Annotated in this window: 24 protein-coding genes; 16 read left to right on the top strand and 8 right to left on the bottom strand. The window is 74.3% G+C overall.

Annotated features, from left to right (window positions below; genetic code table 11):
- The first annotated feature begins 91 nt into the window (after positions 1-91).
- The 3 genes from ACIPLC_RS35140 to ACIPLC_RS35130 all read left to right on the top strand — a co-directional run bounded on the left by ACIPLC_RS35140 (position 92) and on the right by ACIPLC_RS35130 (position 2,991).
- Positions 92-745 carry a class I SAM-dependent DNA methyltransferase gene (locus ACIPLC_RS35140; RefSeq protein WP_400477112.1) on the top strand — a complete coding sequence of 218 codons (654 nt, stop codon included), beginning with the start codon at positions 92-94 and terminating at the stop codon, positions 743-745.
- Between the two features lie 140 nt (positions 746-885).
- Entirely contained in the window at positions 886-2,478 is a 1,593-nt protein-coding gene (locus ACIPLC_RS35135; protein WP_400477111.1) for an alpha/beta hydrolase, read from the top strand.
- Between the two features lie 63 nt (positions 2,479-2,541).
- Positions 2,542-2,991 (top strand): MarR family winged helix-turn-helix transcriptional regulator, encoded by a 450-nt coding sequence (locus ACIPLC_RS35130; protein WP_400477110.1) that lies wholly within the window; start codon positions 2,542-2,544, stop codon positions 2,989-2,991.
- A 9-nt stretch (positions 2,992-3,000) separates the two neighbouring features.
- On the opposite strand, the gene ACIPLC_RS35125 is transcribed toward ACIPLC_RS35130, so the two are convergent.
- Entirely contained in the window at positions 3,001-3,378 is a 378-nt protein-coding gene (locus ACIPLC_RS35125; protein WP_400477113.1) for a MerR family transcriptional regulator, read from the bottom strand.
- Positions 3,379-3,531: 153 nt separating this feature from the next.
- Here ACIPLC_RS35125 and ACIPLC_RS35120 point away from each other — a divergent pair, with 153 nt between their 5' ends.
- From ACIPLC_RS35120 to ACIPLC_RS35110, 3 genes are all read left to right on the top strand, one after another.
- On the top strand, positions 3,532-4,026 hold the full coding sequence (locus tag ACIPLC_RS35120; protein ID WP_400477109.1) for a peptidylprolyl isomerase: 495 nt from the start codon (positions 3,532-3,534) through the stop codon (positions 4,024-4,026).
- A 225-nt stretch (positions 4,027-4,251) separates the two neighbouring features.
- Positions 4,252-4,809: a hypothetical protein gene (locus ACIPLC_RS35115; RefSeq protein WP_400477108.1), complete on the top strand. Its 558-nt coding sequence runs from the start codon at positions 4,252-4,254 to the stop codon at positions 4,807-4,809.
- 17 nt (positions 4,810-4,826) lie between these two features.
- Positions 4,827-5,126, top strand: a complete 300-nt coding sequence (locus ACIPLC_RS35110) for a YciI family protein (RefSeq protein WP_400477107.1) — start codon at positions 4,827-4,829, stop codon at positions 5,124-5,126.
- Between the two features lie 16 nt (positions 5,127-5,142).
- On the opposite strand, the gene ACIPLC_RS35105 is transcribed toward ACIPLC_RS35110, so the two are convergent.
- Together ACIPLC_RS35105 and ACIPLC_RS35100 are read right to left on the bottom strand one after the other, a co-directional pair.
- Positions 5,143-5,598: a hypothetical protein gene (locus ACIPLC_RS35105; protein ID WP_400477106.1), complete on the bottom strand. Its 456-nt coding sequence runs from the start codon at positions 5,596-5,598 to the stop codon at positions 5,143-5,145.
- Between the two features lie 58 nt (positions 5,599-5,656).
- Positions 5,657-7,009 carry an LCP family protein gene (locus ACIPLC_RS35100; protein ID WP_400477105.1) on the bottom strand — a complete coding sequence of 451 codons (1,353 nt, stop codon included), beginning with the start codon at positions 7,007-7,009 and terminating at the stop codon, positions 5,657-5,659.
- A gap of 528 nt (positions 7,010-7,537) precedes the next feature.
- On the opposite strand from ACIPLC_RS35100, the gene ssuE reads away from it, so the two are divergent.
- From ssuE to ACIPLC_RS35070, 6 genes are all read left to right on the top strand, one after another.
- The gene (ssuE, locus tag ACIPLC_RS35095) at positions 7,538-8,092 is read left to right on the top strand and encodes an NADPH-dependent FMN reductase (RefSeq protein WP_400477104.1); all 555 of its coding nucleotides are present in this window, start codon (positions 7,538-7,540) and stop codon (positions 8,090-8,092) included.
- Between the two features lie 331 nt (positions 8,093-8,423).
- Positions 8,424-9,212, top strand: a complete 789-nt coding sequence (locus tag ACIPLC_RS35090; protein ID WP_387818356.1) for an ABC transporter ATP-binding protein — start codon at positions 8,424-8,426, stop codon at positions 9,210-9,212.
- A gap of 19 nt (positions 9,213-9,231) precedes the next feature.
- Positions 9,232-11,799, top strand: coding sequence for an ABC transporter permease (locus tag ACIPLC_RS35085; RefSeq protein WP_400477103.1), 2,568 nt, complete (start codon positions 9,232-9,234; stop codon positions 11,797-11,799).
- Between the two features lie 128 nt (positions 11,800-11,927).
- The gene (locus ACIPLC_RS35080; RefSeq protein ID WP_400477102.1) at positions 11,928-13,928 is read left to right on the top strand and encodes a hypothetical protein; all 2,001 of its coding nucleotides are present in this window, start codon (positions 11,928-11,930) and stop codon (positions 13,926-13,928) included.
- A 245-nt stretch (positions 13,929-14,173) separates the two neighbouring features.
- Entirely contained in the window at positions 14,174-15,214 is a 1,041-nt protein-coding gene (locus ACIPLC_RS35075) for a glycosyltransferase family 2 protein (RefSeq protein WP_400477101.1), read from the top strand.
- Positions 15,215-15,309: 95 nt separating this feature from the next.
- Positions 15,310-15,927, top strand: coding sequence for a DapH/DapD/GlmU-related protein (locus ACIPLC_RS35070; protein ID WP_400477100.1), 618 nt, complete (start codon positions 15,310-15,312; stop codon positions 15,925-15,927).
- 49 nt (positions 15,928-15,976) lie between these two features.
- Here ACIPLC_RS35070 and ACIPLC_RS35065 read toward each other — a convergent pair whose 3' ends face one another.
- From ACIPLC_RS35065 to ACIPLC_RS35055, 3 genes are all read right to left on the bottom strand, one after another.
- Positions 15,977-17,659: an LCP family protein gene (locus ACIPLC_RS35065; RefSeq protein ID WP_400477099.1), complete on the bottom strand. Its 1,683-nt coding sequence runs from the start codon at positions 17,657-17,659 to the stop codon at positions 15,977-15,979.
- Between the two features lie 194 nt (positions 17,660-17,853).
- Positions 17,854-19,164, bottom strand: coding sequence for an LCP family protein (locus ACIPLC_RS35060; RefSeq protein ID WP_400477098.1), 1,311 nt, complete (start codon positions 19,162-19,164; stop codon positions 17,854-17,856).
- Positions 19,165-19,200: 36 nt separating this feature from the next.
- On the bottom strand, positions 19,201-19,992 hold the full coding sequence (locus tag ACIPLC_RS35055; RefSeq protein WP_400477097.1) for a TIGR03089 family protein: 792 nt from the start codon (positions 19,990-19,992) through the stop codon (positions 19,201-19,203).
- Between the two features lie 104 nt (positions 19,993-20,096).
- Here ACIPLC_RS35055 and ACIPLC_RS35050 point away from each other — a divergent pair, with 104 nt between their 5' ends.
- Positions 20,097-21,209 (top strand): N-acetylmuramoyl-L-alanine amidase, encoded by a 1,113-nt coding sequence (locus ACIPLC_RS35050; RefSeq protein ID WP_400477096.1) that lies wholly within the window; start codon positions 20,097-20,099, stop codon positions 21,207-21,209.
- 40 nt (positions 21,210-21,249) lie between these two features.
- Here the strand turns inward: ACIPLC_RS35050 and ACIPLC_RS35045 are convergent, their stop codons facing one another.
- On the bottom strand, positions 21,250-21,741 hold the full coding sequence (locus tag ACIPLC_RS35045; RefSeq protein ID WP_400477095.1) for an SgcJ/EcaC family oxidoreductase: 492 nt from the start codon (positions 21,739-21,741) through the stop codon (positions 21,250-21,252).
- 6 nt (positions 21,742-21,747) lie between these two features.
- On the opposite strand from ACIPLC_RS35045, the gene ACIPLC_RS35040 reads away from it, so the two are divergent.
- The 3 genes from ACIPLC_RS35040 to ACIPLC_RS35030 are packed head-to-tail and all read left to right on the top strand — an operon-like array spanning position 21,748 to position 23,436.
- Positions 21,748-22,713 (top strand): DNA-3-methyladenine glycosylase family protein, encoded by a 966-nt coding sequence (locus ACIPLC_RS35040; protein ID WP_400477094.1) that lies wholly within the window; start codon positions 21,748-21,750, stop codon positions 22,711-22,713.
- Positions 22,714-22,738: 25 nt separating this feature from the next.
- A complete protein-coding gene (locus ACIPLC_RS35035; RefSeq protein WP_400477093.1) occupies positions 22,739-22,993 on the top strand; it encodes a type II toxin-antitoxin system Phd/YefM family antitoxin in 255 nt (84 codons plus the stop codon).
- Positions 22,990-23,436, top strand: a complete 447-nt coding sequence (locus ACIPLC_RS35030; RefSeq protein ID WP_400477092.1) for a PIN domain-containing protein — start codon at positions 22,990-22,992, stop codon at positions 23,434-23,436. The genes ACIPLC_RS35035 and ACIPLC_RS35030 overlap by 4 nt, the downstream gene beginning before the upstream one ends.
- Positions 23,437-23,439: 3 nt before the next feature.
- Here ACIPLC_RS35030 and ACIPLC_RS35025 read toward each other — a convergent pair whose 3' ends face one another.
- The gene (locus ACIPLC_RS35025; protein WP_400477091.1) at positions 23,440-24,732 is read right to left on the bottom strand and encodes a coenzyme F420-0:L-glutamate ligase; all 1,293 of its coding nucleotides are present in this window, start codon (positions 24,730-24,732) and stop codon (positions 23,440-23,442) included.
- Between the last annotated feature and the right edge of the window lie 13 nt (positions 24,733-24,745).

Below are 24,745 nucleotides of genomic sequence, written 5' to 3'. Positions count from 1 at the left end.
ATCGGTAAGCCGTGTGCGGGAAAACCGCACGCACGGATTGAAAGGGGACGGAGGAACCAGGCCCGCGAGGGCACTGCGCCTCCAACTACCAATGACCGAGCCGGAATTCCTCGCCACGACCAGGGCGTTCTACGACGCCATCGCCGCCGACTACGCCGACCGCTTCCGCGACGAACTGGCCGGCGAGCCGCTGTCCCGGGCGCTGCTCGCGACCTTCGCGGAACTGGTCCGGGCCGAGCGCGCCGACGCGAAGGTGGCGGAACTGGGTTGCGGCCCCGGCCGGGTGACGCACCACCTGCACGGTCTCGGCCTCGACATCCGCGGCATCGACCTGTCGCCGCGGATGGTCGAGCTGGCCCGTGCGACGTACCCCGGGCTGGACTTCACCGAGGGCTCGCTGTTCGACCTCCCCCTGGGGGACGGCGAGTTGACCGGTGCGATCGCCTGGTACTCGATCATCCACACCCCGGCGGAGCGCCTGCCGGAGGTGTTCGCCGAGTTCGCGCGGGTGCTCGCCCCGGGCGGCCACCTGCTGCTCGCCTTCCAGGTCGGCGACGAGCTCCTGCGGATCGACCAGCCCTTCGGCCACCCGGTGGCGTTGGACTTCCGCCGCCAGCAGCCGGACCGGATCGCGGAGTTGGTCCGCGAGGCCGGGCTGCGGCTCACCTCCCGCACGCTCCGCGAGCCGGAGGAGGGCGGGCAGCCGACCCCGCAGGCCTACCTGCTGGCCCGCAAGCCCGCCTGAGTCGCGCGGGCCGCCTGAGCCGTGTGGGGTGGCGGTGGCAGCAGCATGACAGTGGTGCCGGTGGGGTGTGGGCGGCCTGACGGCGGGCGCCCCGAACCTTGGTGACAGCAACTCAGCTCACCGAACAGGGAGGCCCGCCCATGCCCCGACCCCGCCTCACCTCCGCCCTCAGAACCGGCGCCGCCGCGGCCGCCGGGCTGCTGCTGGCCGGCCTCGCCCCGGCCGCCTCGGCGGCCGCCGCCCCCGCGGCGCCGGTGCCCCGGCTGGACTGGCGGTCCTGCGTGCCGGACTTCGACTGCGCCCGCGCCACGGTGCCGATGGACTACCGCGACCCAGCCGGGCGCACCGTCGAGCTGGCCGTCATCCGGCACCCCGCGACCGACCCGGCGCACCGGATCGGCTCGCTGTTCTTCAACCCCGGCGGCCCGGGCGTGCCCGGCACCCAGGCGCTGCCCGCCGTGTACGGGATGCTCCCGGCGCAGTTGCGGGAGCGGTTCGACCTGGTCAGCTTCGACCCGCGCGGCGTCGGCGACTCCACCCTGCCGCAGTGCTTCCCGGACGCGGCGGCCGAGCAGGGCCTGCTCGCGGGGCTGCCGGCCGGCTACCCGGTCGGCGCCGCCCAGGAGTCGACCTGGGCGACGACGTACGCGCGCTTCGGCCGCCAGTGCGCCGACAACGAGCGGACCGGCCTGCTCGCCCACCTGTCCACCGCCGACACGGCCCGCGACCTGGACCTGCTGCGCGCCGCCGTCGGCGACCGCCGACTGAGCTACCTCGGTGCCTCGTACGGCAGCTACCTGGGCACCACCTACGCCAACCTCTTCCCGACCCGGGTGCGCGCGATGGTGCTGGACAGCGCCCCCGACCCGGTCGCCTGGTCCTCCGGGCGCTCGCCGCAGCAGCGCGCCCTGCCGCCGTTCCTGCGCACCGGCAGCGACCTCGCCGGGGCCCGCACCCTCGACGCCTTCCTCGACCAGTGCGCCGATGCCGGACCGGCCGCCTGCGCCTTCGCGGCGGAGAGCCGGGACGCCACCCGCGCGAAGTTCGGAGAGCTGCTCGACCGGCTCGGCGGGACGCCGGTGACGCTCGGCACCCCGCCGGCGGCGGTCACCTTCGACCGGGCCTCCACCGCCTCCACCGTCCTGCCGATGCTCTTCGCGGCAGCCCCGGTGCCGGGCGCCCCCGGCACCGGCTGGCCGGCGCTGGGCGGACTCCTCCAGCAGCTGTGGACCGCCGCCCCGGACGCCTCGGCGCCGCTGCCGACCGGCGGCCAGCCCAAGCAGGCGCAGACCCTCGGCGCGCTCTGCGCCGACACCGTCAACCCGGCCGTCTCCAGTGCCGACCCGGCCGCCGACAGCACGTACCCGGCGCTGTCCGCCCTCGCCCGGGCCCGGTCGGGCGCCACCGGCCCGTACTGGGTCTGGCAGAACCAGCGCTGCGCCGGCTGGCCGGCCGAGGCCGCCCGGGACCGCTACACCGGCCCGTGGGACCGTCCGACCTCCGCGCCGATCCTCGTCGTGGCCCTCACCGGTGACCCGGCCTGGCCCTACGAGGGCTCCCGCGCGCTGGCCGACACCCTCGCCCGCGGCCGCCTGCTGACCGTCCACGGCTACGGCCACACCGCTCTGGGCAACCCGAGCGCCTGCGCCTGGGACCGCGAGCAGCGGTACCTGGTCAGCGGTGAGCTCCCGCCGCCCGGCACGGTGTGCGAGCCGGACCACCAGGCGTTCTAGCGGCGTGCCGTGCGCGTGCGCGGAACTCCGTGCGCGCGCACGCACCTCGGTACGATGAACGTCATGAACCGTGCCGACCTCACCCTGGGCCCGCTGTCCGAGCGGGACCACGCCTTCTACGGCCTGGTCTGGGCCGGCACCACCCTCGCCGCCCAGGTGGACCGCGAGCTCACCCGGGTGCACGGGCTGTCGCTGTCCTGGTTCGAGGTGATGCTCTGGCTCGCCGGGCAGCGGGAGCCGGTCGCCGCCTCCGACCTGGGTGCGAAGACGATGCTCAGCCGCAGCCAGGTCTCCCGGGTGGTCGACGCCCTGGCCGCACGCGGCCTGGTGGCCCGCACGCCCTCCGCCTCCGACGCCCGGTCGGTGCGGATCGAACTGACCGAGCAGGGCCGCGCCGCCTTCGCCGAGGCCGACGCCACCCGGCGGGCCGTCCTCGCACCGGTCTTCACCGACCGGCTCGACGAGGGCGACATCGCGGCCCTGGAGGCGGTCTGGCGCAAGCTGAAGGCTTGAGGCGCGGGCCTACGCCGCTTCGGCCCGCGGTCGGCCGGAGGCGGTCGCGATCACCTCGTCCAGGACGTCGCGGGAGCGGACCAGATCGCCGATCATCCGGTCGATCCGGTCCCGCTCGGCGGCCAGCTCCTCGACCAGCAGCGGGGTGGCGACCTCGTTCGGGCCGCCGTCGGAGTCGCGCATGCAGGGCAGGATCTCGTAGATCTTGCGGCTGTGCAGTCCGGCCGCGAACAGCTCCTGGATCAGGACGACCCGGTCCACGGCCCGCTCCGGGTAGTCCCGGTGCCCGCCCGCCGTCCGGTCGGCGGCCAGCAGGCCCTGCTGCTCGTAGTAGCGCAGCGAGCGCTCGCTCACGCCCGTCCGCCCGGCCAGTTCACCGATCCGCATGCCGTCCACCCCGTCGCCGTGACCGAAACGCTTGAACCTGACGCCGATGTTAGCTTCCACGGTCCTCGCGCCGGCCGGATAACACGGGGCCGCCACCTGGCGCCGGACCGGGGGTGACGCGCGTCGGCGGACGGGTCATGCCATGATCCCTGCATGGCTTCCAACGTTTTCTTCGACATCGAGATCGACGGCGTTCCGTCGGGCCGCATCGTCTTCAAGCTGTACGACGACGTCGTCCCCAAGACCGCCCAGAACTTCCGCGAGCTCGCGACCGGCCAGAACGGCTTCGGCTACGAGGGCTCCGGCTTCCACCGCGTGATCCCGCAGTTCATGCTGCAGGGCGGTGACTTCACCAACCACAACGGCACCGGTGGCAAGAGCATCTACGGCGAGAAGTTCGCCGACGAGAACTTCAAGCTCAAGCACACCCGCCCGGGCCTGCTGTCGATGGCCAACGCCGGCCGCAACACCAACGGCTCGCAGTTCTTCATCACCACCATCGTGACCGACTGGCTGGACGGCAAGCACGTCGTCTTCGGCGAGGTCCTCGAGGGCATGGACGTCGTGACGGCGGTCGAGAAGCTCGGCTCGCAGAGCGGCCGCACCTCGGCGAAGGTCACCATCGCCAAGTCCGGCATCGTCGAGTAGTCACCGGTTCATCAGTTCGAAACCGCACACCGCCCCGGCCGGGGAAGTCCGATCAGCCGACTTCCCACTCCGGGGCGGTGGCGTGTCCGGGGGCAGGGTAACGGGGTAACCGATCGGCGCGGGCCGGAACCGCCCAATCGCTCCGGTGCCCGCCCGGTCGCTCTAGGCTCTCCGTACGCGGTCGGAGCCGCGCCCAACCAGACTCTCCGGCAAGGTGGTTCACCGATGGAACAGGACGCCGACGACGGCGCGGTGACGTACGAGCAGGTGACGGTGGTGTCCCTCGCCTCCTGCGAGCCGGTCAACCCGGCCCGGATCGCGGTGCGGGTCGCCTGCGAGGCCATGACGGTCAAGCGGGTGGCGGGCTACTGGGTGCGCTGGGACGAGCGCTGGGGCCCGGAGGAGATCCGCCACCACTCCCGCTGGGTGTCGGAGGAGGAGTACGTGCGGCCGGGCACCGGCGGCGTGGACGGCGCGCTCACCGTGACGGTGGCCGCGTACTGGACGTACCAGGACGGCGGCAGCCCGCGCCGGCCGACCACGGAGACCGCGGTGGCCTTCCGGCCGGGCGAGGCCGAGCACGAACTCGTGCTGGAGCGGCCCGACCCGCACCGCCCGGCGGCCCTGACCGTGCACCTGACCGGCGCCCGCTGGCTGGCGGGCGGTGAGGGGCGGCTGATCCACTACGGCTACGCGGGCGCCACCGAGGCGGCGGGTGGCGAGGGGGAGTGGCTGGTCCGCTTCCCGGAGTGCGGCACCGGCCTGCTCCCGCAGGCCGGCTAGACAGGGGGAGCGCCGGCATGGCCTACTTCGTCGTCGAGTTCGTCTTCACCGCGGACACCGAGCGCCGCTTGGCGATCCGCCCCAGGCACCGCGAGTACCTCGCCGAGCTGACCGGGGCGGGCTCGCTCGTCCTGTCCGGCCCCTGGGCCGACGACACCGGCGGCCTGCTGGTCTACCGCGCCGAGGACCGGGCCGCGGTGGAGCGCATCATGGAGCTGGACCCCTACTCGGCCGACGGAGCGGGTGTGATCGCGGGGGCGCGCATCACCGAGTGGACGCCGGTCTCCGGCTTCCTGCTCCCGCACCTCCAGGGCTGATCCCCAGGGTGCGGGGTCAGGCCACCGCCGCCCGAACCCCTTCCCGCAGGCCGACTTTGCGGGCGGGAGCGCCGGCCCAGATCTCGCCGGGCCCGGTGGAGCGGGTGAGGACGGCGTTGGCGCCGACGACGGTGCCGGCGCCGACGGTCAGCACGCCCTCCTTGCACACCACCTTGGCGCCCGCGCACAGCACCGCGCCGTCCTCGACCACCACCCGCCGCATGGCGCTGCGCTCCTGCGGCACCCACGGGTCGGCCCGGCCGATGGTGACCCCGTTGTAGAGCGTCACGCCGGCGCCGAGGGTGGTGTACGGGTGGAGCACCGTGCCGAAGCCGCGGTGGAACACGACGAGCCCGGGCCCGATCTCGCAGGCGGCGGGCACCTCCATGCCGTAGAGCGCGAGCGCCTCCTGGACCAGGCGGCCCAGGAGGCGGTGGCGGCGGCGGTAGACGAGCGCGGTGACGAGCGACATCCACCCATTGTGGCGCCGCGACTACGCAAAGTCGCAAACGGCCGCGTGATGTCCGGGCTTACTTGATGTCCGGGACCGCGGTGTCGTTCTTGAAGGCGTCGAAGACCTGCTTGGACTTGGCGGCGTCCCACAGGACCGCCGACTCCCCGGTCTTGGTCCGGTAGTCCGGGTTGCCGATCGGGACGGTCAGGGTCTTGCCGCCGCCGCCGTTGACGTCCTTCATGGCGAGGAAGAGCGAGCCGAGGTCGGTGAGGCCGGCGTCGTCGTCGACGATCAGGGTGCCGAGGGCGGAGTCGACCAGCGGGTAGAAGGTGAACGGGTTCAGCACGGTGCCGGGGGAGGCGGCCTGGTGGGCGAGGGCGCCGAGGAACTTCTGCTGGTTGCGCATCCGGCCGAGGTCCTGGTCGGCCATCTGGTGGCGCTGGCGGACGAAGGCGAGGGCCTGCTTGCCGTTGAGGGTCTGGTCGCCGGCCTTGAGGTCGAGGCCGGAGTCCTTGTCGTGGACGTCCTGGTCGATCTTCATCTCGACACCGCCGATGGAGTCGACGATGCCGACGAAGCCGGCGAAGCCGATCTCGGCGTAGTGGTCGATGCGGATGCCGGTGTTGAGCTCGACGGTCTGGACGAGGAGGCGGCCACCGCCGTTGCCGAAGGCCGAGTTGATCTTCGAGGTGGTGCCCTTGACGGTCTTGCCGCTGCTGTTCTTGTACTCGGGTATCGGCACCCAGGAGTCGCGCGGGATGCTCATCAGGGTGTTCCCGTTGTCCCCGACGTGCAGGATCATCATCGAGTCGCTGCGCTTGCCCTCGGTGTCGTGACCGGTGTGCAGGTCGTCCTGTTCCGAGTCGGTGAGGCCCTGGCGGCTGTCGGAGCCGACGATCAGCCAGTTGGTGCCCTTGCCGGCCGGCGGGCGGCCGGGGTAGCCGGCGAGCACGTTCTCGTGGTTGAGCTTGGAGTCGGCCCAGAACCAGGTGGAGACGGCGGTGACCATGACGGCGATCAGGACGCCGAAGACCGACCACTTGACGATCCGGCGCCGCGGCCAGCGCTTGGCCGCCTGTATACCGCCCGGCTGAGCGCCGCCCGGGCCCCCGGGCCCGCCCGGCCGTCCGGGGCCGCTCGGTCCGCCGGGGCCCCCGGGTCCGCCGGGGCCCCCGGGTCCGCCGGGACGCCCGCCGGGCTGCCCGCCCGGCCCCTGCGGCGGGATGCCGCCGACCCGGGACGGCTCCGGCTGCCGTGGCGCGGGCGCCCCCGGCCCGCGCGGGTTCATCGACGACGGCAGCGGCGGCTCGGCCGCCGCGCCGCCCCCGCCGCGCCCGTACGCGCCGCCGTTGCCGCCGCCCCCATACGGGTTCCCGCCGTCGTACGGGTTCCCGCCGCCTCCGGGGCGGCCCTCCTGCCACGTGTTCATGTCGTCGAGGATGCCCGACCCCGGCCGTGCTGACTCCCCCCGGGTACCCCGCCAGGCTGCTTGTAGCAGTTTTGATGCACGGGTCGGATCGTTCCGCCGCAACGTCCGCGCGGCCGTACGACGGCGGGGACGGGCCGTGCGGGCGCCGGTTCAAGCCGGTTCGCGGGGAGCCAGGTCACCCGCCGTTCAACTGGCGAAACGATTCTTGACCGGCTCGAACACAGCGTGTTTGCATTTCGGGTATGGATCAGCGTTGGGCACTCACGCGTCGGCGGCACGTCGACCTGCGGCGTGGTGTGGCCTGTTCGCTCTGTCGCGGCTGAAGCGCGCCCACCGGATCACCTCGGCGTCACCCCACCCACGCCGAGCACATCGCACACGTCGAGCACATCGCACACGTCGAGCACGTCGAGCACGTCGAGCACGTCGAGCACGTCGAGCACGTCGAAACACCTTCCCGGGCTCCGACCCGCAGCGGTCCTCCTGGGCCGCGTCGCGCCGCCCCCGCTTCCAGCCAAAGGTGAACCCATGGCCACCGTCCTGTCCGTTTCCGGCTCCCCGTCCGCCACCTCCCGCACCACCCGCCTGCTGCGCCACGTCGACGCCCGGCTGGAGGCCCGCGGCCACCACGTCGTCCCGTTCGAGGCGCGCAGCCTGCCCGCGCACGCGCTGCTGTCGGGCGACTTCGACCACCCGGAGATCGTCGCCGTGACGGAGCTGTTCGCCCGGGCGGACGGCGTCGTGATCGGCACCCCCGTCTACAAGGCCGCCTACTCGGGCCTGTTGAAGGCCCTGCTGGACGTGCTCCCGCAGTACGCGCTGGCCGGCAAGGCCGTCCTGCCGCTGGCCACCGGCGGCTCGCCCGCGCACGTGCTGGCGGTGGACTACGCGTTGCGCCCGGTGCTCAGTTCGATGGGCGCCGGCCACATCACCCAGGGCTGGTTCGTGCTCGACCGCCACATCACGGCCCGGGAGGACGGGGCCACCCTGGTCGAGCGCGAGACCGACACCCTGCTGGCCCCGGTCGTGGAGGGCTTCGCACAGGCCCTGGAGCGGCTGGCCGCACCGGTGCTGACCGGCTGAGGCCCCGCGGCCCGGCCCCGTACGGGGCGTCCCCGAGACGGGGCACGGCACCCCTTAGGGGGAGGGGGTGCCGCGCCCCGTAGATCCTTGGTTGGACGGCTTCATTCCGGCGGATGACGAGAGCGCCCGCCGTTCCTCCTAACGTTGTGGACGTCCCCGCTCGTGCCGACGAGGGGCGAGGTTCTCCCCGAACCGGCGCCCGCCGGGCCCGGTGGGTGGGGTCAACTCCCGGTCGACGACCCTTCCCGCGCCATGCCCGCGTCCTGCGGCATGCCCGCGCACGGAGGGCCGGCCGGGGTCGACGGTCGGGCCCACTTCTTAGGAGACTCCAGTGACGACGGCAGCCACAGCCGTGTACGACCCCCAGCTTCCCGGCGGCGCGCCCGCCGTCGCCGCCGCGGCCCGTCAGGTCAGCAAGGCGTACGGCGCGGGCGAGACCAGGGTCACCGCGCTCGACGCGGTGGACGTCGACATCCAGCGTGGCCGCTTCACCGCGATCATGGGCCCGTCGGGCTCCGGGAAGTCGACCCTGATGCACTGCCTGGCCGGCCTGGACACGGTCAGCGGCGGGCGGATCTGGATCGGGGACACCGAGATCACCGGCCTCAAGGACAAGCAGCTGACCAGGCTGCGCCGGGACAAGATCGGCTTCATCTTCCAGGCGTTCAACCTGCTCCCGACGCTGTCCGCACTGGAGAACATCACGCTGCCGATGGACATCGCCGGCCGCCGGCCGGACCAGGCCTGGCTGGACCAGGTGGTGGAGACCGTCGGCCTGGCGGGCCGGCTCAAGCACCGCCCGGCGCAGCTCTCCGGCGGCCAGCAGCAGCGCGTCGCGGTGGCCCGGGCGCTGGCCGCCCGGCCCGAGATCATCTTCGGCGACGAGCCCACCGGCAACCTGGACTCCCGGGCCGGCGCCGAGGTGCTCACCTTCCTGCGCCGCTCGGTCGACGAACTGGGCCAGACCATCGTGATGGTGACCCACGACCCGGTCGCCGCCGGCTACGCGGACCGCGTGCTGTTCCTCGCCGACGGCGTGATCGTCGACGAGATGCACGCGCCCACCGCCGACTCCGTCCTCGAACGCATGCGCCGTTTCGACGGCAAGCGCACCAGCTGAGCGGGCGGGACGACACAACATGCTGCTCAAGACCGCTCTGCGGAGCTTCTTCGCCCACAAGGGCCGGATGGCGCTCTCCCTGATCGCCGTGATGCTGTCGGTCGCGTTCGTCTCCGGCACCCTGGTCTTCTCCGACACCGCGACCAGTACCTTCGACAAGCTGTTCGCCGCGACCGCCTCCGACGTCTCCGTCCAGCCGCCCAAGCCGGCCGAGGACGACGACCGGCAGGCCTCCGACAAGCCGCGGACCGTCCCGGTGGCGGTGGCCCGGCAGGTCGCCGCGGTGCCGGGGGTGAAGTCGGCGGTGGGTCAGGTCATGGTCGAGAACGCGGCCCTGGTCGACCCGGCCACCAACAAGCTGGTCGGCCCGACCTCCGGCGCGCCGACCCTGGTCGGCAACTGGACCGACACCCCGCGCAACACGGTGCACCTCACCCAGGGCCACGTCCCGCGGAACGCGGGCGAGTTGGTGCTGGACGCGGACACCGCGAAGAAGTCCGAGCTGGGCCTCGGCGACAAGCTCCGGGTGGACAACGCCGACGGCCGGCACGAGTTCACGATCTCCGGCATCGCCTCCTTCACCACCACCAACCCCGGTGCGGCGCTGGCCTTCCTGGACACCCCGACCGCCCAGCAGGTGCTGCTCGGCGAGCAGGCGTACACCTCGGTCGAGGCGTACGGCGACGGCAGCCGCGGCGACGACCGGCTCAAGGCCGACGCCGTGGCCGCGCTGGGCACCGGCTACCAGGTCAAGACCGCGGCCGAGCAGAAGGCCGAGAACACCAAGAGCATCGGCAGCGGCCTCGGCTTCATGAAGAACGCGATGCTCGGCTTCTCGCTCATCTCGGCGTTCGTCGGCTGCTTCCTGATCATCAACACCTTCTCGATGCTGGTCGCCCAGCGCACCCGGGAGATCGGCCTGCTGCGCGCCATCGGCGGCAGCCGCCGGCAGGTGAACCGCTCCGTCCTGGTCGAGGCGCTGATCCTCGGCGTGCTCGGCTCGACCCTCGGGGTCGCGGCCGGTCTGGGCATCGCGGTCGGCCTGATCAAGCTGATGAACGCGATCGGCATGAACCTCGACGCGGGCGACCTGCAGATCGGCCCGACCGTGTTCCTCGCCGGGTACGCCCTGGGCATCGTGGTGACCCTGGTGGCGGCCTGGTTCCCGGCCCGCCGGGCGAGCCGGATCGCGCCGATGGCCGCCCTGCGCGACCACGGCACGCCGGCCGAGGGCCGCGCCAACCTGGTCCGTACGGTGGTCGGCCTCGTCCTGACGGCGGGCGGCGGCGGGCTGCTGGTGCTGGCCGCGCAGGCGGAGAAGGCGGCCACCGGCGGTCAGTACCTGGGCCTCGGCGTGCTGCTCACCCTGATCGGCTTCGTGGTGCTCGGCCCGCTGCTGGCCACCGCCGTGGTGCGGGTGCTGGGCGCGCTGCTGCCGGCGCTGTTCGGCCCGTCCGGCCGGCTCGCCCAGCGCAACGCGATGCGCAACCCGCGCCGGACCGGCGCCACCGCCGCCGCGCTGATGATCGGACTGGCGCTGGTGATCGGCTCCTCGGTGTTCAGCGCCTCGACGGTCACCTCGGCCAACGCGCAGATCGACCGGTCGGTGGGCGCGGACTACATCGTCTCGGGCGGCCGCACCTCGATCACCCCCGAGATGCTGGACGCGGTCCGCCGGACCCCGGGCATCGACCACATCACCACCCAGAAGTTCTTCAGCCCCAAGCTCCAGCTGCCGGACGGCCGGAGCGCGAGGACGAACCTCACCGCCGCGCCGCCCGCCTTCTTCGGCACCGACTTCCACCTCCCGGTCACCGCCGGTTCGGTGGACGCGATCGGCCGGGGCGAGCTGGGGATCGGCGAGGCCTTCGCGAAGGACCACGACCTGAGGGTCGGCGACCAGCTGACCGTCAGCTACGGCAAGGGCCGCACCCAGGTGCTGCCGGTGGGCGCCGTGTTCGCGAAGGGCTCGCTGTTCGGCGACGGCTCCTTCGTCGACTTCGACACCATGGCCAAGGCCGTGCCGGCCGCCGACCAGCCGCCGGTCTGGACGTTCTTCGCCAAGGCCTCCTCCGGAGCCGACGTCGCGAAGACGCTGACCGCCCTGGAGGACGCGCTCAAGGAGTACCCGCAGCTGACCATCAAGGACCAGGCCGGCTACAAGAAGGTCGTGCAGTCCCAGGTCGACACCCTGCTCTACCTGATCTACGGCCTGGTCGGCCTCTCCATCACGGTCGCCGTGCTCGGCGTGGTCAACACCCTGGCGCTGTCGGTGGTCGAGCGGACCCGGGAGATCGGCCTGCTGCGGGCGATCGGGCTCTCCCGCCGCCAGCTGCGCCGGATGATCCGGCTGGAGTCCGTGGTGATCGCGGTGTTCGGCGCGGTCCTCGGCACCGGGCTCGGGCTGGCCTGGGGCGTCACCGCCCAGCGGGTGCTGCGCGACCAGGGCCTGGCCACGCTCTCCGTCCCGACCACCACGCTCGCGGTGACGCTGGTCGCCTCGGTGGTGATCGGACTGGCCGCCGCCCTCGTCCCGGCCTTCCGGGCCGGGCGGATGAACGTCCTCGCGGCCATCGCGACGGACTGACCGGGCGGGGGCCACCAGACCCGGCGGTGGGGGGCCGCCGAGGGGGGAACGGGGGGCAGGGGCCGGGTGCGGGCAGCACCCGGCCCCTGCGGCACGGGCCGCCCCCGACCGGCTGAGATGATCGTCCGATGTTCGCCCCGGATACCCCGGACGCCCCGCCGCTGCCCAGCGCCGCGCCCTTCACCACCGCCGCCGCCACCCGCTGGCGTGCCGCCCGCACCGCCTGGCGCCTGGACGGCCGCTGGCTGGCACTGCTGCCGGCCGCCTTCGTGCTCCTGGCCACCTCGGTGGAGCCGAGCGCCGGCGCCTGCAACCTCCAGGGCGTCTGCCGGGACACCTGGGGCTCCTCGCTGGCCGGCTGGTCGGTGCTGGCCGAAGTGGTCCTGCTGGCCGCCCGGTTCCGCGGCCGGGCGCTGGTCCCGCCAGCCGTCCTCGCGGTGCTCTGGTACGCCCCGGGCGGCCTGGTCACCCCGCTCTGCCGCTGGACGGCCGTGCTGCTGCACCTGCTGCTCTCCGCCGTGCTGATCGGCGCCGAACTCGGCCGCCGCCGCGCCCGCCAGCAGCTCGACGAACTGATGGCCCCGCCCGTCCCCTTCCCCTGGACCGCCGCCGGCGCGCCCTCGCCCGTCCACCCCGACGGCCCGCCGGTGCTGCGCCGCGCGCTCGGCGGCCTGCTGCTCGCCGTCGCCCTGGCGCTCCCGCTGTACGGCCTGTGGGGGCAGGCCCGCCAGCAGGCGAGCGCCGAACGGGCCGACCAGGTCACCGGCACCGCGGGCGACACCGACCGGGACGGCGTCCTGACCGTCCGTTTCCACCCGCCCGGCGGCGGCCCGGAACGCACCGCCCGGCTGGACGTCTGGTGGGCCCGGCCACCGCAGCCCGGTGAACCCGTCCCGCTGCTGGTGGACGGCGCCGCCGTCCGCGCCGCCGGCGACGACTACGACCTCACCGGCGCGCTGGTCGCCGGCGGCCTGCTCGCCCTGCCCGGCCTGCTGCTGCTCGGCTCGGCCGCCACCGCGAACGCCCGCCGCGCCCGGCCCGGCTTCGCGGGCTCCGCGCCCGCCCTCGCCGTCCGGGTCCGGGCCGACGCCCGGGGCGACCTGCTGGTGCAGCCGCTGGACGGCCCGCCGGACGGCCCCGCGCTCTGGCGGCTGGTCGAGCGCGACCGCTACCGCTGGGCCCGCTACGGCGCCCCGGACGGCGAGGGCCCGGCCTGGGTGCCCGAACACCTGGAGACCGAGGACGACGACGCCGACTACCTCGACCACGAGGTCTCCTACGACGAGGAAGAGGAGGAGCTCGGAGAGGTCTTCGACCGGCTGACCCCGGAGGAGGCCGCCGCCTGGCTCGCCCGCGCCGGCCGGAGCGTGCCGGCCGTGCTGTACCGGGGGCCCGACGGGCCGGAGCACCAGCTCCTGGTCCGCCCCGGACTGCTGGACCACGACCCGCGCTGGGTGGCGGCCGTGGTCGCCCCCGCCGCCCGGGCCCCGCGGCTGGGCCGGCGCACCGAGGGCTACCGGGAGCGGGAACTCGCCGTCGCCGCCCTGACCGCCGAGACGGTGGCCGCCGCCCCCGCGGCCGGGCCGGACGCCGAACCGGTGCCCGCCCGGCGCTGGGAGATGCCGCTGCCGCTGCGGGCGGCGGCCGGTCCGGTGCCCGCACTGCTGCTCGCGGGCCTCGTCGTGCTGCTCGGCGGGAGCGGCTGGTGGGACGGGCTGGTGCGCCCGCTCTGGCTCGGTTCGGTGGTGATCCTCGCCTGCGGCCGAGCCCTCTCCTGGCAGATGGTGGTCGACCGGGACGGCCTGCGGATGGCCACCGCGCTGCGCATCCGGACCTTCCGGTGGCAGGAGATCAACGCGGCCGCGGTCCACCGCAACCTGCTCACCGTCCAGCTGCGCTCGGGCCAGGAGATCATCGTGGGCAGCCGCCCGGCCGCCTGGCTGGCCGGCCACCTCGGGGACCGCTACGACCCGGTGGAGCTGGCCCGGGCCGTCGCGACCGCCGCCCACCGCCCGGACCTGCGCCCGCACCGGTCGCTGCCGGACCGGCTGGGCGGTCCGCAGCACCTGCTGAACCGGTTGTCGCTGGCCGGCTACGCGCTCTTCACCGTCGTTCACCACGTGCTCTGAACCTGCGCCGAACCTGCACCGAACCCGCGCGGCGGCCGTCGAACCCCGCCGAGAGCCCGCGAAAGGCCCTCCCGGGCCCGGCCCCGCCCGCCGGAAACCGCCCCGTTCCGACCCGGCTGCGGGCCCGTACGAGGAGCGGAGTACGGTGGGCGTGATCAAGGGACTGCCCGGGCGCCGCGAGGTGCGTGCGGCCGCCCAGACCGGGACAAGACGGAGACGCGTCCGCACCGGTACGGTTGGCCCCGATGAACACCAAGGCTGCTGAGGAGCTGCCGGCTGTCTCCGTGATCATGCCGGTGCTCAACGAGGAACGACACCTGCGGACGGCGGTCCGGCGCATCCTGGACCAGGAGTACCCCGGGCCGATGGAGGTGGTGATCGCCCTCGGTCCGTCCACCGACCGGACCGCGGAGATCGCGGCCGAACTGGTGGCGGAGGACCCCCGGGTCCGGACGGTGGCGAACCCCACCGGCCGCACCCCCGCAGGGCTGAACGCCGCGATCCGCGGCTCGCACCATCCGATAGTGGTACGCGTGGACGGCCACGGCCTGCTCACCCCCGGCTACATCACCACCGCGGTCCGGCTGCTCGACGAGATGGACGCCGCCAACGTCGGCGGCATCATGCACGCCGAGGGCGAGACCGAGTGGGAGAACGCGGTCGCCGCCGCGATGACCTCCAAGATAGGTGTCGGCAACGCCGCCTTCCACACCGGCGGCCTGGCCGGCCCGGCGGACACCGTCTACCTCGGGGTGTTCCGGCGCGAGGTGCTGGAGAAGCTCGGCGGCTACAACGAGGAGTTCATCCGCGCCCAGGACTGGGAGCTCAACTACCGCATCCGCCAGGACGGCGGGCTGGTCTGGTTCACCCCGCAGCTCAAGGTGACCTACCGGCCCAGGCCGTCGGTGAAGGCGCTGGCCAAGCAGTACAAGGACTACGGCCGTTGGCGCCGGGTGGTCACCCGCTACCACCGCGGCTCGGTCAACCTCCGCTACCTGGCCCCGCCGACCGCCCTGCTGGCCGTCACCCTCGGGCTGGTGCTGGGCGTCGCCGTCCACCCGGCCCTCCTCGCGGTGCCCGGCGCGTACCTGCTGGGCATCCTCGGCGGCGGACTGGTCGGGGGCCGCGGCCTGTCCTTCAAGGCCCGGGCGATGCTGCCGGTGGCGCTCGCCACCATGCACCTCAGCTGGGGCTTCGGCTTCCTCACCTCGCCCCGCTCGCTGGCCCGCCGGGTGATAGGCAGTGTCGGCCCGGCCTCCACGGACGTGCTCTCCAGGGCTAGTTGACGCCGGCCGGGCCCGGGCCGGTCCGACCGTTCCCGCCGGGCGCGCGGGTCGGAGCGGCCCCGCCGGCCCGGCCCGCGCCGCTATCGTCGGTGCGCATGGGGACAGTTGAGGGCGGGCCCGGCGCGGCCCGGATCGAGCCGAGCGCGGACGTCGACGAACGGGCCGTCATCGGTGCGGGGACGACGGTCTGGCACCTCGCCCAGGTCCGCGAGGACGCGGTGATCGGCGCCGAGTGCGTGATCGGCCGCGGCGCCTACGTCGGCCCCGGCGTCCGGATCGGGAGCCGGGTCAAGTTGCAGAACCACGCGCTGGTGTACGAGCCCGCGCTGGTCGAGGACGGGGTGTTCATCGGCCCCGCCGCCGTCCTCACCAACGACCGCCACCCCCGCGCGGTGACCCCCGACGGTCGGCCCAAGCGCCAACAGGACTGGCGCGCCGAAGGAGTGACGCTCCGTCAGGGCTGTTCGATCGGCGGCCGGGCGGTCCTGGTCGCCGGGGTGACGGTCGGCCGCTGGGCGCTGGTCGCGGCCGGCGCCGTGGTCCACCGGGACGTCCCGGACTTCGCCCTGGCCGCCGGCGTCCCGGCCCGCCGGATCGGCTGGGTCGGCCGCGCCGGCGAGCCGCTGGAGCCCGTCGGCGACGGCCGCTGGCGCTGCCCCCGCACCGGTGAGCACTACCGGGAGACGGACGGAACGCTCGCGCCGGCCTGGTGACTCGCCGCACCCGTCCTCTTCACCGCACGTCCTGCTCACCGCGCCCGTCTTACTTGGCGCACGCGTCGGTGTCGTCCGCCTGCACCCGCTGGAGGTCCTTCGGCGCCTCGGTCGGGGGCGCCGCCGCGGTGGCCGGTGCGGCGAGGACGTCCTTGCCGAGCACCAGCACCAGGGGCCCCTTCGGATCCGCCTTCGGGTCCGGCCGAACGGCGTCGCCCGGCAGCCCGAGCGCGGCGGCCAGGGCGGCGGCGGCCCCGGCGTCCTGCCCGGCCGGGTAGGACACCGTGGTGGTCGCGGTGACGGGCGCGTCGGAGGCGGTCGCGGCCTTGGCGAAGCCCTTGGCGCGGAGCTTGTCCACGGTGGGGCCCGACTGCCCGCGCGTCCCGCTGCCGTTGCGCACCGTCACCCGGACGTCCTTGGCGTCCACCGCCGTGGTGGTGGCGCTCGGAGTCGGCGGTCCGGGCTCCGGTGCGGCCGTGGTGGTGTCGGCGGAGGCCGGGGCGGCGGTCTCGGTCAGCGAGCGGTCGCCCGCGATCATCGCGAACAGCTGCCCGGCGTCCGGCTGTTTGAGCACCAGCCGGTCCTTGTCCTTGGGGTCGTCCAGGACCGGCACGGTGGCGAAGGTGATGTTCTTGGTGTCCACCTTGCTGAGGTCCAGCGCGAGGTCCTTGAGCTTGTCGACGCTGCCGATCCCGGAGTCCACGGTGAGCGCCTTGGTGGCGGCGTCGGCGAGCTTGTAGAGCTTGCTCGGGCTGGTCAGGGTGTCGTCGCTCTTGATCTTGCGGATCATCGAGCTGATGAACTGCTGCTGGAGCGGGATGCGGGTGAGGTCGCCGCCGAAGCCGACGGCGTGCCGGGTGCGGACGAAGGCCAGCGCCTCGTCGCCCTGGACCACGTGCCGGCCCTTGCTCATCTTCAGGTGCGAGTCCGTGTCGTTGATGTCCTTGGCCGCGCAGACCTCGACCCCGCCGACGGCGCTGGAGAGCGTCTTCACGGCCTCGAAGTTGACCTGCACGAAGTGGTCGACCCGGATCCCGGTGATCTTCTCGACGGTCTTCCAGGTGCAGCCCGGATCGCGCCCCTCCTGGCCGAGGCTGTTGTTGAACATGTCCCGCGCGGAGCCGGGGATCTTCTTGCCCTTGGCGCTCTGGCACTCCGGGATCGGCACCATCAGGTCGCGCGGGATGCTGATCGCGGTCGCGTTGGAGCGGTCCTTGGAGATGTGGAACAGCAGCGTGGTGTCGGCGTGCCCGGCGCTGCCCTCGTCGCCGTACTCGCGGCCGAGGCCCGCCCGGCTGTCGGTGCCCAGCACCAGGATGTTGAGCGCGTCCCCGGCGGCCTTGGGCCGTTCCTCCTCGTTGCCCAGCTCGACCTTGACGGAGGTCAGGTTGCTGTTGAAGTGCTGGTACAGGTAGTACGCCCCGCCGCAGCCCGCGACCATCACCAGGGCACCGGCCCCGGCGGTCCACTTGAGCGCCCGGCGGCGCCGGGTCCGCTTGGCGGCGGCGGCCGCCCGCCGCCGGGAGTCGCGGCGGCCCTGCCCGACGGCGCGCCCGGCCCCGGTCCCGGCCTCGGCCGACTCCGTGGCCGGCGTCGCCTCGGCGGCTCTCCGGCCGTCCGTCCGGCGGCGCTGCCCGGGGACGCCGGCGGCCGGGTCGAGGCGGTACTGGCCGGTTTCCGGGTCGCGCGTCCACTGGTCGGCGGGATCGACCTCCGGTTTGTCCTGCTGCACGGGGGTTCCCTGCCTCCGACCGGTCACGGCTCCGGCCCGCCCGTTCGGCGGGCCGATCCGGACACACTAGACGAGCCGAACGGGGGAATCGTTCCGGGTGTGATCTGCACCATGTTCAGGTAATCGCAAGGTAAAGGCCCCCGGGTGCGCGGGTTCTGCCGGAAAACCCGCGCCGACCTGCGGCGCAGCCGCGGTCAGTGCTGCGCGCAGGCGTCCACGTCGGCCGTGCGTCCCTCGAACGTGGGCGAGGCGTCCGCCGAAGGTGACGCCTTCGCCGGTGCCCCCGCAGCCCCAGCCACCCCCGCAGCCCCCGCAGCCCCGTCCGACCCCCGACCCGCCGCCACCGGGCTCGGGCTCGGACTCGCGCCCGCCCCGACGCCCGCCCCGACGCCCGCCCCGACGCTCGGCGACGGCGCCGAGCCCGGCGGCCGGACGGCGACCGACCGGTCGTCCCGCAGCGCGGTGAACAGCTGGGTGGTCTGCGGCTGCACGAACTCGTCCCGGTCCGAGTCGTACCGGTACGGGCGGCGCGGCGCGGTCAGGAACACCACGTCCGCCGAGGGGATGTCCCGCAGGTCCTGGGTGAGGTCGTACAGCGCCCCGAGCGAGGACAGCCCGCCGTCCGCCTCGACCGAGGAGGTCGCCGCGTCCAGCACCGGCCACAGCCGCCCCGGGTTCAGCAGCACGCCCTGCGACTGCACCTTGCGGATCAGCGCGGCCAGGAACTGCTGCTGACGGCCCATCCGCTGGGTGTCGCTGCCGTCGCCCAGGCTCTCCCGGGCCCGGACGTAACCGAGCGCCTGCTCGCCGTGCAGGGTCTGCCGTCCGGCGGCCAGGTCGAGTTTGGCGTCCTTGTCGTGGATCGCCTGCGGGACGCACACCTCGACCCCGCCGATCGCGTTCACCATCGTCTTGAAGCCGCTGAAGTCGAGGATCACGTAGTGGTCGATCCGGATGCCGCTGAGCTGCTCGACGGTGCGGATCGAGCAGGCCGGCCCGCCCAGCTCGAACGCCCAGTTGAACTGCATCAGCCCGGCCTTGCCGCGGGTGCCGTCCGGCTTCTCGCAGGCGGGGACGGAGACCATGACGTCGCGCGGGAGGGAGACCGCCGTCGCGTGCTTCCGGTCGGCGGCCAGGTGCAGCAGGATCGTGGTGTCGGAGCGCCGGGTGCCCGGCTCGCCGCCGTACGAGGAGTTGGTGCCGGAGCGGTCGTCGCTGCCGATCAGCAGGATGTTCTCGGAGCCCGTGGCCCCGGCGGTCCGGCTCGGCCGCTCGGCCTCCAGCCGGGCGAGCAGCTGGTCGGTGGCCGAGTCGGTGCGGATGTTGCCGTCGAGCTTGCGGTAGGCGATCCAGAGCAGCGCCCCGGTGGCGACCAGCAGGAACGCGACGACGCCGGCGGTGATCATCAGCCACCGCCGGCGCCGGTGCGGGCGTCCGGGTTCGGAGGGGTGCGCGTCCGTCGGGGGAGGGTCGGTCGGGGGGTGCGCGGTGTCGTCCTCGGCCATGGCAGGCATCCCTACCCGCCCGGTCCGACCCGGGGGTTACCCGAGGCGCAGTGTCACCCGTTCGGATTCGGTCCGCTTCTCCCACTGCCCGGGTTCGAGCCCCTGCGAGTTGCGGCACAGCACCACCGAGGCGCCGGCCGCCAGCGGCGCCAGCAGGCCGGCCTCCAGACCGGTCCAGTCGTCGAACGAGAGGGTGGACAGCACCCGGTCGCCGGGCTTCAGCCCGAGCCGGACGGCCCCTTCCCGGGCCAGCGCGACGGTCTGCTCGCCGGTCAGCTTCAGCGGCAGCCCGTCCACGGCGGTCTCCAGCGCGTGGCCGTCCGGGGCGACGGGCGAGTACGGCGCGAAGCGGTCGCCCTGGCCGGGCACCTCGGCGGCGTAGTCGAGGAAGCCGTCCGGGCGCTGCGGGAAGCGTCCGCCGAGCGGGCGCAGGGCCAGGGCCACCCGCTCGCCCTCGCAGGCCTGGGCGGCCGCCAGACCGTCCGGGCCGCTGACCACCAGGTCGGCGGGGGCCGGGTCGCCGCCGGGCACCGCCGTCACCCCGACCGACCAGCAGGCCAGCAGCCAGACGGCGCTCTGCCAGTGGGCGGGGAGCAGCAGGACGGCCCGGTCGCCCGGGCCGGCGTTCAACTCGTCCTGGAGGAGGTTGGCCGTCTTGGCCACCCAGTTGTCGAAGGTCCGGGCGGACAGCTCCACCCGTTCGCCGGTGGCGTCGTCGTAGAAGGTGACCAGCGGGGCCGCGGGATCGACCGTGGGCGTGCCGCCTCGCAGGTATGCGTGCAGCAGCTCGACGGGGGTGCGGGCATCGGCAGCGAAATGCGCAGTCATGGTGCGCCCCAGCCTACGGCCTTCGAGTGGGGCGTCGGGAGGGGTGGCGGACCGGGCGCGAGGCGACGTGGCGGGCGGCCCGATTTGCCGCCACCATCCGGTTTATGCGCCTTTCCCTCCCGGCTGCCCTGCTCGCCGGCTGCACCGTCGCCCTGCTCCTCCAGCCCGCCGCCACCGCCGGCCCGGCCGATCCCGACGGCGCCCGGCGCCGCGGCTCCGCCGGCGGCGGGTCGGTCACCTCGCTGCCGCTCGGCCCCGGCCCCGCCCTGGCCCCGCGCACCACCCGGCCGTTCGAACTCCTCGGCGTCGGCTGGGACGGCCCGGCGGACGCGCTCGCCGGCGGCGCCGTCCGGGTCCGCACCCGGGACGCGGCCACCGGCCGCTGGGGCGACTGGCACGACCTGGAGGCCGACACCGAGGACGGCCCCGACAGCGCCCCGCACGGCGCCACCGCGCCCCTGTGGACCGGCCGCAGCGACGGCGTCGCCGTCGAGGTGCGCCCCGGCCCCGCCGGACCCCCGCCCGGCCTGCGGCTCGACCTGGTCGACCCCGGCCAGGGCGCGTCCGCGCCCACCGCCCGGGTCCTGCCCCGCGGCCCCGCCGACGCCCACCAGGCCCCGCGCCCCGCCATCGTCACCCGGGCCGGCTGGGGCGCGGACGAGTCCCTGCGCGACCAGACCTTCGAGTACACCGGCCCGGTCCGCGAGGTGTTCATCCACCACACCGCCACCGCCACCGACTACGCCTGCTCCGACGCCGCCCGGGTGATCAGGTCGATCTACCAGTACCACGTTCAGAGCAGCGGCTGGCGGGACATCGGCTACAACTTCCTGGTCGACCGCTGCGGCACCGTCTACGAGGGCCGCGCCGGCGGCGTCGACCAGCCCGTGCACGGTGCCCACACCCTCGGCTTCAACACCGACTCGGCCGGCGTCGCCGCCATCGGCACCTACATCGGCGACGCCCCGTCCCAGCCGCTCCTGGACGGCCTCACCGCCATCGCCGCCTGGAAGCTCGGCCTCACCGGCCACCCCGCCGACGGCCGCACCAAGCTCACCTCCGCCTCGGACGCCAGCCGCTACCCCAAGGGCACCGTCGTCGACCTCGACGCCGTCTCCGGCCACCGCGACGCCTTCAACACCGAATGCCCCGGCAACGCCCTCTACGCCAGGCTCCCCGCCCTCCGCACGGCCGCGGCCCACCTCCAGGCCCCCTGACGCGCCGCCCCGCCCCAGGCCCGGTCCGGCCGGACCGGACCTACGCGGGCCCCGGCCCCCGCCCGACCAGCCCCCGCAGCTCCGCCGTCAACGCCGCCGCCAGATCCGGCCGGAGGTCGTAACGCGCCGGCGTGTTCTGCAGCAGCCCGATCCGCCACCCCGCCCCGGCGTTCACCGCGATCACCGTCTGCACCGCGTTGAGCGCCGGGTCGAGGTCCTCCGCGCCGTCCGGCACCAGCCCCGCGACGGCGTCCAACTGCGCCACCCCGGCCCCCAGCGCGCGGACCCGGCGCACCCTGGCCACGTACTCCGGCGTCGCGTGGTCCGCGAACAGCCGCCCCAGCTCGGCGGCGATCACCGACCGCCCGCGGTGCCTGGTGCCGTCGAAGCCGATCACCTCCCCGTCCTCGGCGAACGGCCCGGCGAAGGCCGAGCCGTCCCGCTGGTTCCACCCCTCCAGCGCCCGGTGGTACAGCGCCCGCACCGCGCTCTCGTCCCCGGAGGACAGCTCCGGCAGCCGCGTATCGTTCATACCCCCATGGTCGACGAAGGCGGTGGAGCCGGACAGCGGAGGAGGCGCACGGCGGTGACGGGCGAGTCGGTACGGCGCTGGCGGCCGGGCTTCCCGCTGGACGTCGCCCGGACGCTGCTGCCGCTGCGCCGGGGCCCCGCCGACCCGGCGTACCGCACCACCGGCGACGGTGCGCTCTGGCGGGCGTCCCGGACCCCGGCCGGGATCGGCACGCTGCGGGTGCTGGCGCGCCCGGCGGTCGGCGAGGTGGAGGCGACCGCCTGGGGCCCGGGTGCGCCGTGGCTGCTGGAGCGGCTGCCGGCGCTGCTGGGCGCGCAGGACGACCCGGAGGCGCTGGTGCTGCCGCCCGGCCCGCTGCGGGACGCCCAGCGCCGCACCGCCGCGGTCCGCCTCACCCGCACCGGGCTGGTCCTGGAATCCCTCGTCCCGGCGATCCTGGAACAGAAGGTGACCACCGACGAGGCCTACCGGGCCTGGCGCACCCTGCTACGGGACTTCGGCACCGCGGCGCCGGGCCCGGCCGAGGGCATGCGGGTGGCGCCGTCGGCCCGGGAGTGGGCGCTGGTGCCGAGCTGGGAGTGGCATCGCGCCGGGGTGGATCCGAAGCGCTCGGCGACGATCATGCGCGCCGTCCGACTGGCGCCCCGGCTGGAGGAGGCCGCCGCGATGGACCACGCCGAGGCCTTCGCCCGGCTCACCGCCGTCCCGGGCATCGGCCCCTGGACGGCCGCCGAGACCCTGCAACGCAGCAACGGCGACCCGGACGCGGTCTCGGTCGGTGACTTCCACCTGCCCGACCTGGTCGGCTGGGCCCTGGCCGGCCGCCCCCGCAGCGACGACGCCCAGATGCTCGCCCTGCTGGAGCCCTACCGCCCGCACCGCCACCGCGTCTGCCGCCTCCTGTTGGCCACCACCCCGCACGCCCCCCGCTACGGCCCCCGCCTCACCCCCAACGACCACCGGCGGCGATGAACTACGCCGTAGTACACTGCCTCGCATGGAAGCAACCATGCGGGAGCTGAACCAGCAGACGGCCAGGGTGATAGGAGCCGTCGAGCGGGGCGAGACGGTCACCGTCACCAAGGACGGCCGGCATGTGGCCACCATCCTGCCGCCGAGCCTGGCCGCACCCGTCTACCCCTTCCGGACCGATCCGATGGGGGACGAGCTCGACGACATGCCGGTCATTTTTGGCGGCGGCGGCCGCATTCTGGCCGACCTCGACCAGCACATGGAAGGATTCGGCAGGTGACCGACGTCGCGGTGGTCGGTGACACCGGTGCCCTGCTCGCCGCGTACGCCGGTGAGGAACCCGACCATGACGCCTGTCTGAAGGCCTTGCGCACGGTCGGCCATCTGGTCATCTCGCCCCTGGTACTGGCCGAGCTGGACTACCTCGCGCACCGGACGCTCGGAGCCGCGATGGCGATGCGCATTCTGGACGACATCATCGACCGGTGTGCGATCGGCCGCTTCGAGGTGCCCGAGGTGGGTGCGCACCTTGCTACCGCTCGGGCGGTCACGCGGCAGTACCCGGACCTGAACATCGGCCTGACGGACGCCATCAACGTCGCGCTGGCTGCGGAGTTCAGGACCGACGCCGTGCTGACCGTCGACCGTCGCCACTTCCGTGCGGTCAGGCCACTGACCAACCACAAGGCCTTCCGGCTGCTGCCGGACGACCTCGACGGCTGACCCCTACCGCACCTCGATGAAGGCGTCGGCGCCGCGTTCGGGGCGTTCGCGCGGGGGTTCGGCGGGGCGGCCGACGGCGACGGCGCCCATCGGGTCCCAGCCGTCCGGGAGGTCGAGGGCCGCGCGGACGGTGTCGCGGCAGAACATGGTGGACGAGACCCAGGCGGAGCCGTAGCCCTCGCCGGTGAGGGCCACCAGGAAGTTCTGCACGGCGGCCCCGACGGCGACGGTGAACATCTCCCGTTCGGCGGTGGCGCGCCGCTGGTCGGGGTAGTGGTGCGAGCCGTCCATGACGAGGCAGGGCACCACCAGGTGGGGCGCGTCGCGCAGGACGTCGCCGCGGGCGGTGCGGCGGGCGATCCGGGCGTCGTCCCAGCCGTCGAGTCCGCGCAGGTCGCGCTGCCAGGCGGCGAGCATCGCGTCGAGCAGCCGGGTGCGGATTTCCGCCGTCTCCAGCAGGACGAACCGCCACGGCGTGGTGTGGTGCGGGGCGGGCGCGGTGACGGCGGCGGCGACGGCGCGGCGGACGGCGCCGGGGTCGACCGGTTCGTCGGTGAAGGAGCGGACGGTGCGCCGCAGGGTGACGGCCTGGCGCAGCGCCTCGGAGGTGCCGAGCCGGAACATGTCGTTGACGGCGGGGCGGACCAGCGGGCGGGTGCCGTCGCCGTCCTCGGCGGTGACGAGGTGGTCGAGCCCGCGGACGACGGCGACCGGCACGCCGCTGGTCTTGCCCTTCACCAGGTCGGCGGCGGCGGCGAGTTCGTCGGCGGTGGCGGTGACGGTGAGCGCCAGCTCGTTGCCGTGGCTGTCGGCGCGCCCGCGGTGGTCCTCCAGCACGGACAGCCCGGCGGCGCCGATGGCGACGTCGGTGAGGCCGTTGCGCCAGGGCCGGCCGAAGGTATCGGTGACGACGACGGCGAGCCGGCGGCCGGTGAGCTGCTGGAGCCGGGCGCGCAGGGCGCGGGCGGAGGCGTCCGGATCCTCGGGCAGCAGCAGGACGGTGCCGGGGGCGGTGTTGGAGGCGTCGACGCCGGCGGCGGCCATGACGAAGCCGTTGCGGTTCTCGACGATCCGGGCGGGGCCGCGCCGGGCGACCACCCGGACGGTCTCGGCCTCGATCGCGGCCTCGCGGTCGGCGGCGTGCAGCAGTCGGCCCTCGGCCTTGCTGACGATCTTCGAGGTGACGAGCAGGATGTCGCCGTCCCGGTACTCGCCGGCCTTGGCGAGCAGCGCGGCGAGGTCGGCCCCGGCGTCGATCTCCGGCAGTCCTTCGACCGGCAGGATGCGCAGGCTCATGCGCCCACCTCGG

Origin of the sequence: Kitasatospora sp. NPDC086801, assembly GCF_044745805.1 — a bacterium.
In the GTDB taxonomy this organism is placed as follows: Bacteria; Actinomycetota; Actinomycetes; order Streptomycetales; family Streptomycetaceae; genus Kitasatospora.
Note: the sequence above shows the minus strand (reverse complement) of the source record. Positions and strands in the feature narration are given on the sequence as shown.

Excerpts from the sequence above, each read along its gene's own strand:
- ACIPLC_RS35140 (WP_400477112.1), top strand. The coding sequence starts at position 92 with ATGACCGAGCCGGAATTCCTCGCCACGACCAGGGCGTTCTACGACGCC.
- ACIPLC_RS35135 (WP_400477111.1), top strand. The coding sequence starts at position 886 with ATGCCCCGACCCCGCCTCACCTCCGCCCTCAGAACCGGCGCCGCCGCG.
- ACIPLC_RS35130 (WP_400477110.1), top strand. The coding sequence starts at position 2,542 with ATGAACCGTGCCGACCTCACCCTGGGCCCGCTGTCCGAGCGGGACCAC.
- ACIPLC_RS35125 (WP_400477113.1), bottom strand. The coding sequence starts at position 3,378 with ATGCGGATCGGTGAACTGGCCGGGCGGACGGGCGTGAGCGAGCGCTCG.
- ACIPLC_RS35120 (WP_400477109.1), top strand. The coding sequence starts at position 3,532 with ATGGCTTCCAACGTTTTCTTCGACATCGAGATCGACGGCGTTCCGTCG.
- ACIPLC_RS35115 (WP_400477108.1), top strand. The coding sequence starts at position 4,252 with ATGGAACAGGACGCCGACGACGGCGCGGTGACGTACGAGCAGGTGACG.
- ACIPLC_RS35110 (WP_400477107.1), top strand. The coding sequence starts at position 4,827 with ATGGCCTACTTCGTCGTCGAGTTCGTCTTCACCGCGGACACCGAGCGC.
- ACIPLC_RS35105 (WP_400477106.1), bottom strand. The coding sequence starts at position 5,598 with ATGTCGCTCGTCACCGCGCTCGTCTACCGCCGCCGCCACCGCCTCCTG.
- ACIPLC_RS35100 (WP_400477105.1), bottom strand. The coding sequence starts at position 7,009 with ATGAACACGTGGCAGGAGGGCCGCCCCGGAGGCGGCGGGAACCCGTAC.
- ssuE (WP_400477104.1), top strand. The coding sequence starts at position 7,538 with ATGGCCACCGTCCTGTCCGTTTCCGGCTCCCCGTCCGCCACCTCCCGC.
- ACIPLC_RS35085 (WP_400477103.1), top strand. The coding sequence starts at position 9,232 with ATGCTGCTCAAGACCGCTCTGCGGAGCTTCTTCGCCCACAAGGGCCGG.
- ACIPLC_RS35080 (WP_400477102.1), top strand. The coding sequence starts at position 11,928 with ATGTTCGCCCCGGATACCCCGGACGCCCCGCCGCTGCCCAGCGCCGCG.
- ACIPLC_RS35075 (WP_400477101.1), top strand. The coding sequence starts at position 14,174 with ATGAACACCAAGGCTGCTGAGGAGCTGCCGGCTGTCTCCGTGATCATG.
- ACIPLC_RS35070 (WP_400477100.1), top strand. The coding sequence starts at position 15,310 with ATGGGGACAGTTGAGGGCGGGCCCGGCGCGGCCCGGATCGAGCCGAGC.
- ACIPLC_RS35060 (WP_400477098.1), bottom strand. The coding sequence starts at position 19,164 with ATGGCCGAGGACGACACCGCGCACCCCCCGACCGACCCTCCCCCGACG.
- ACIPLC_RS35055 (WP_400477097.1), bottom strand. The coding sequence starts at position 19,992 with ATGACTGCGCATTTCGCTGCCGATGCCCGCACCCCCGTCGAGCTGCTG.
- ACIPLC_RS35050 (WP_400477096.1), top strand. The coding sequence starts at position 20,097 with ATGCGCCTTTCCCTCCCGGCTGCCCTGCTCGCCGGCTGCACCGTCGCC.
- ACIPLC_RS35045 (WP_400477095.1), bottom strand. The coding sequence starts at position 21,741 with ATGAACGATACGCGGCTGCCGGAGCTGTCCTCCGGGGACGAGAGCGCG.
- ACIPLC_RS35040 (WP_400477094.1), top strand. The coding sequence starts at position 21,748 with ATGGTCGACGAAGGCGGTGGAGCCGGACAGCGGAGGAGGCGCACGGCG.
- ACIPLC_RS35035 (WP_400477093.1), top strand. The coding sequence starts at position 22,739 with ATGGAAGCAACCATGCGGGAGCTGAACCAGCAGACGGCCAGGGTGATA.
- ACIPLC_RS35025 (WP_400477091.1), bottom strand. The coding sequence starts at position 24,732 with ATGAGCCTGCGCATCCTGCCGGTCGAAGGACTGCCGGAGATCGACGCC.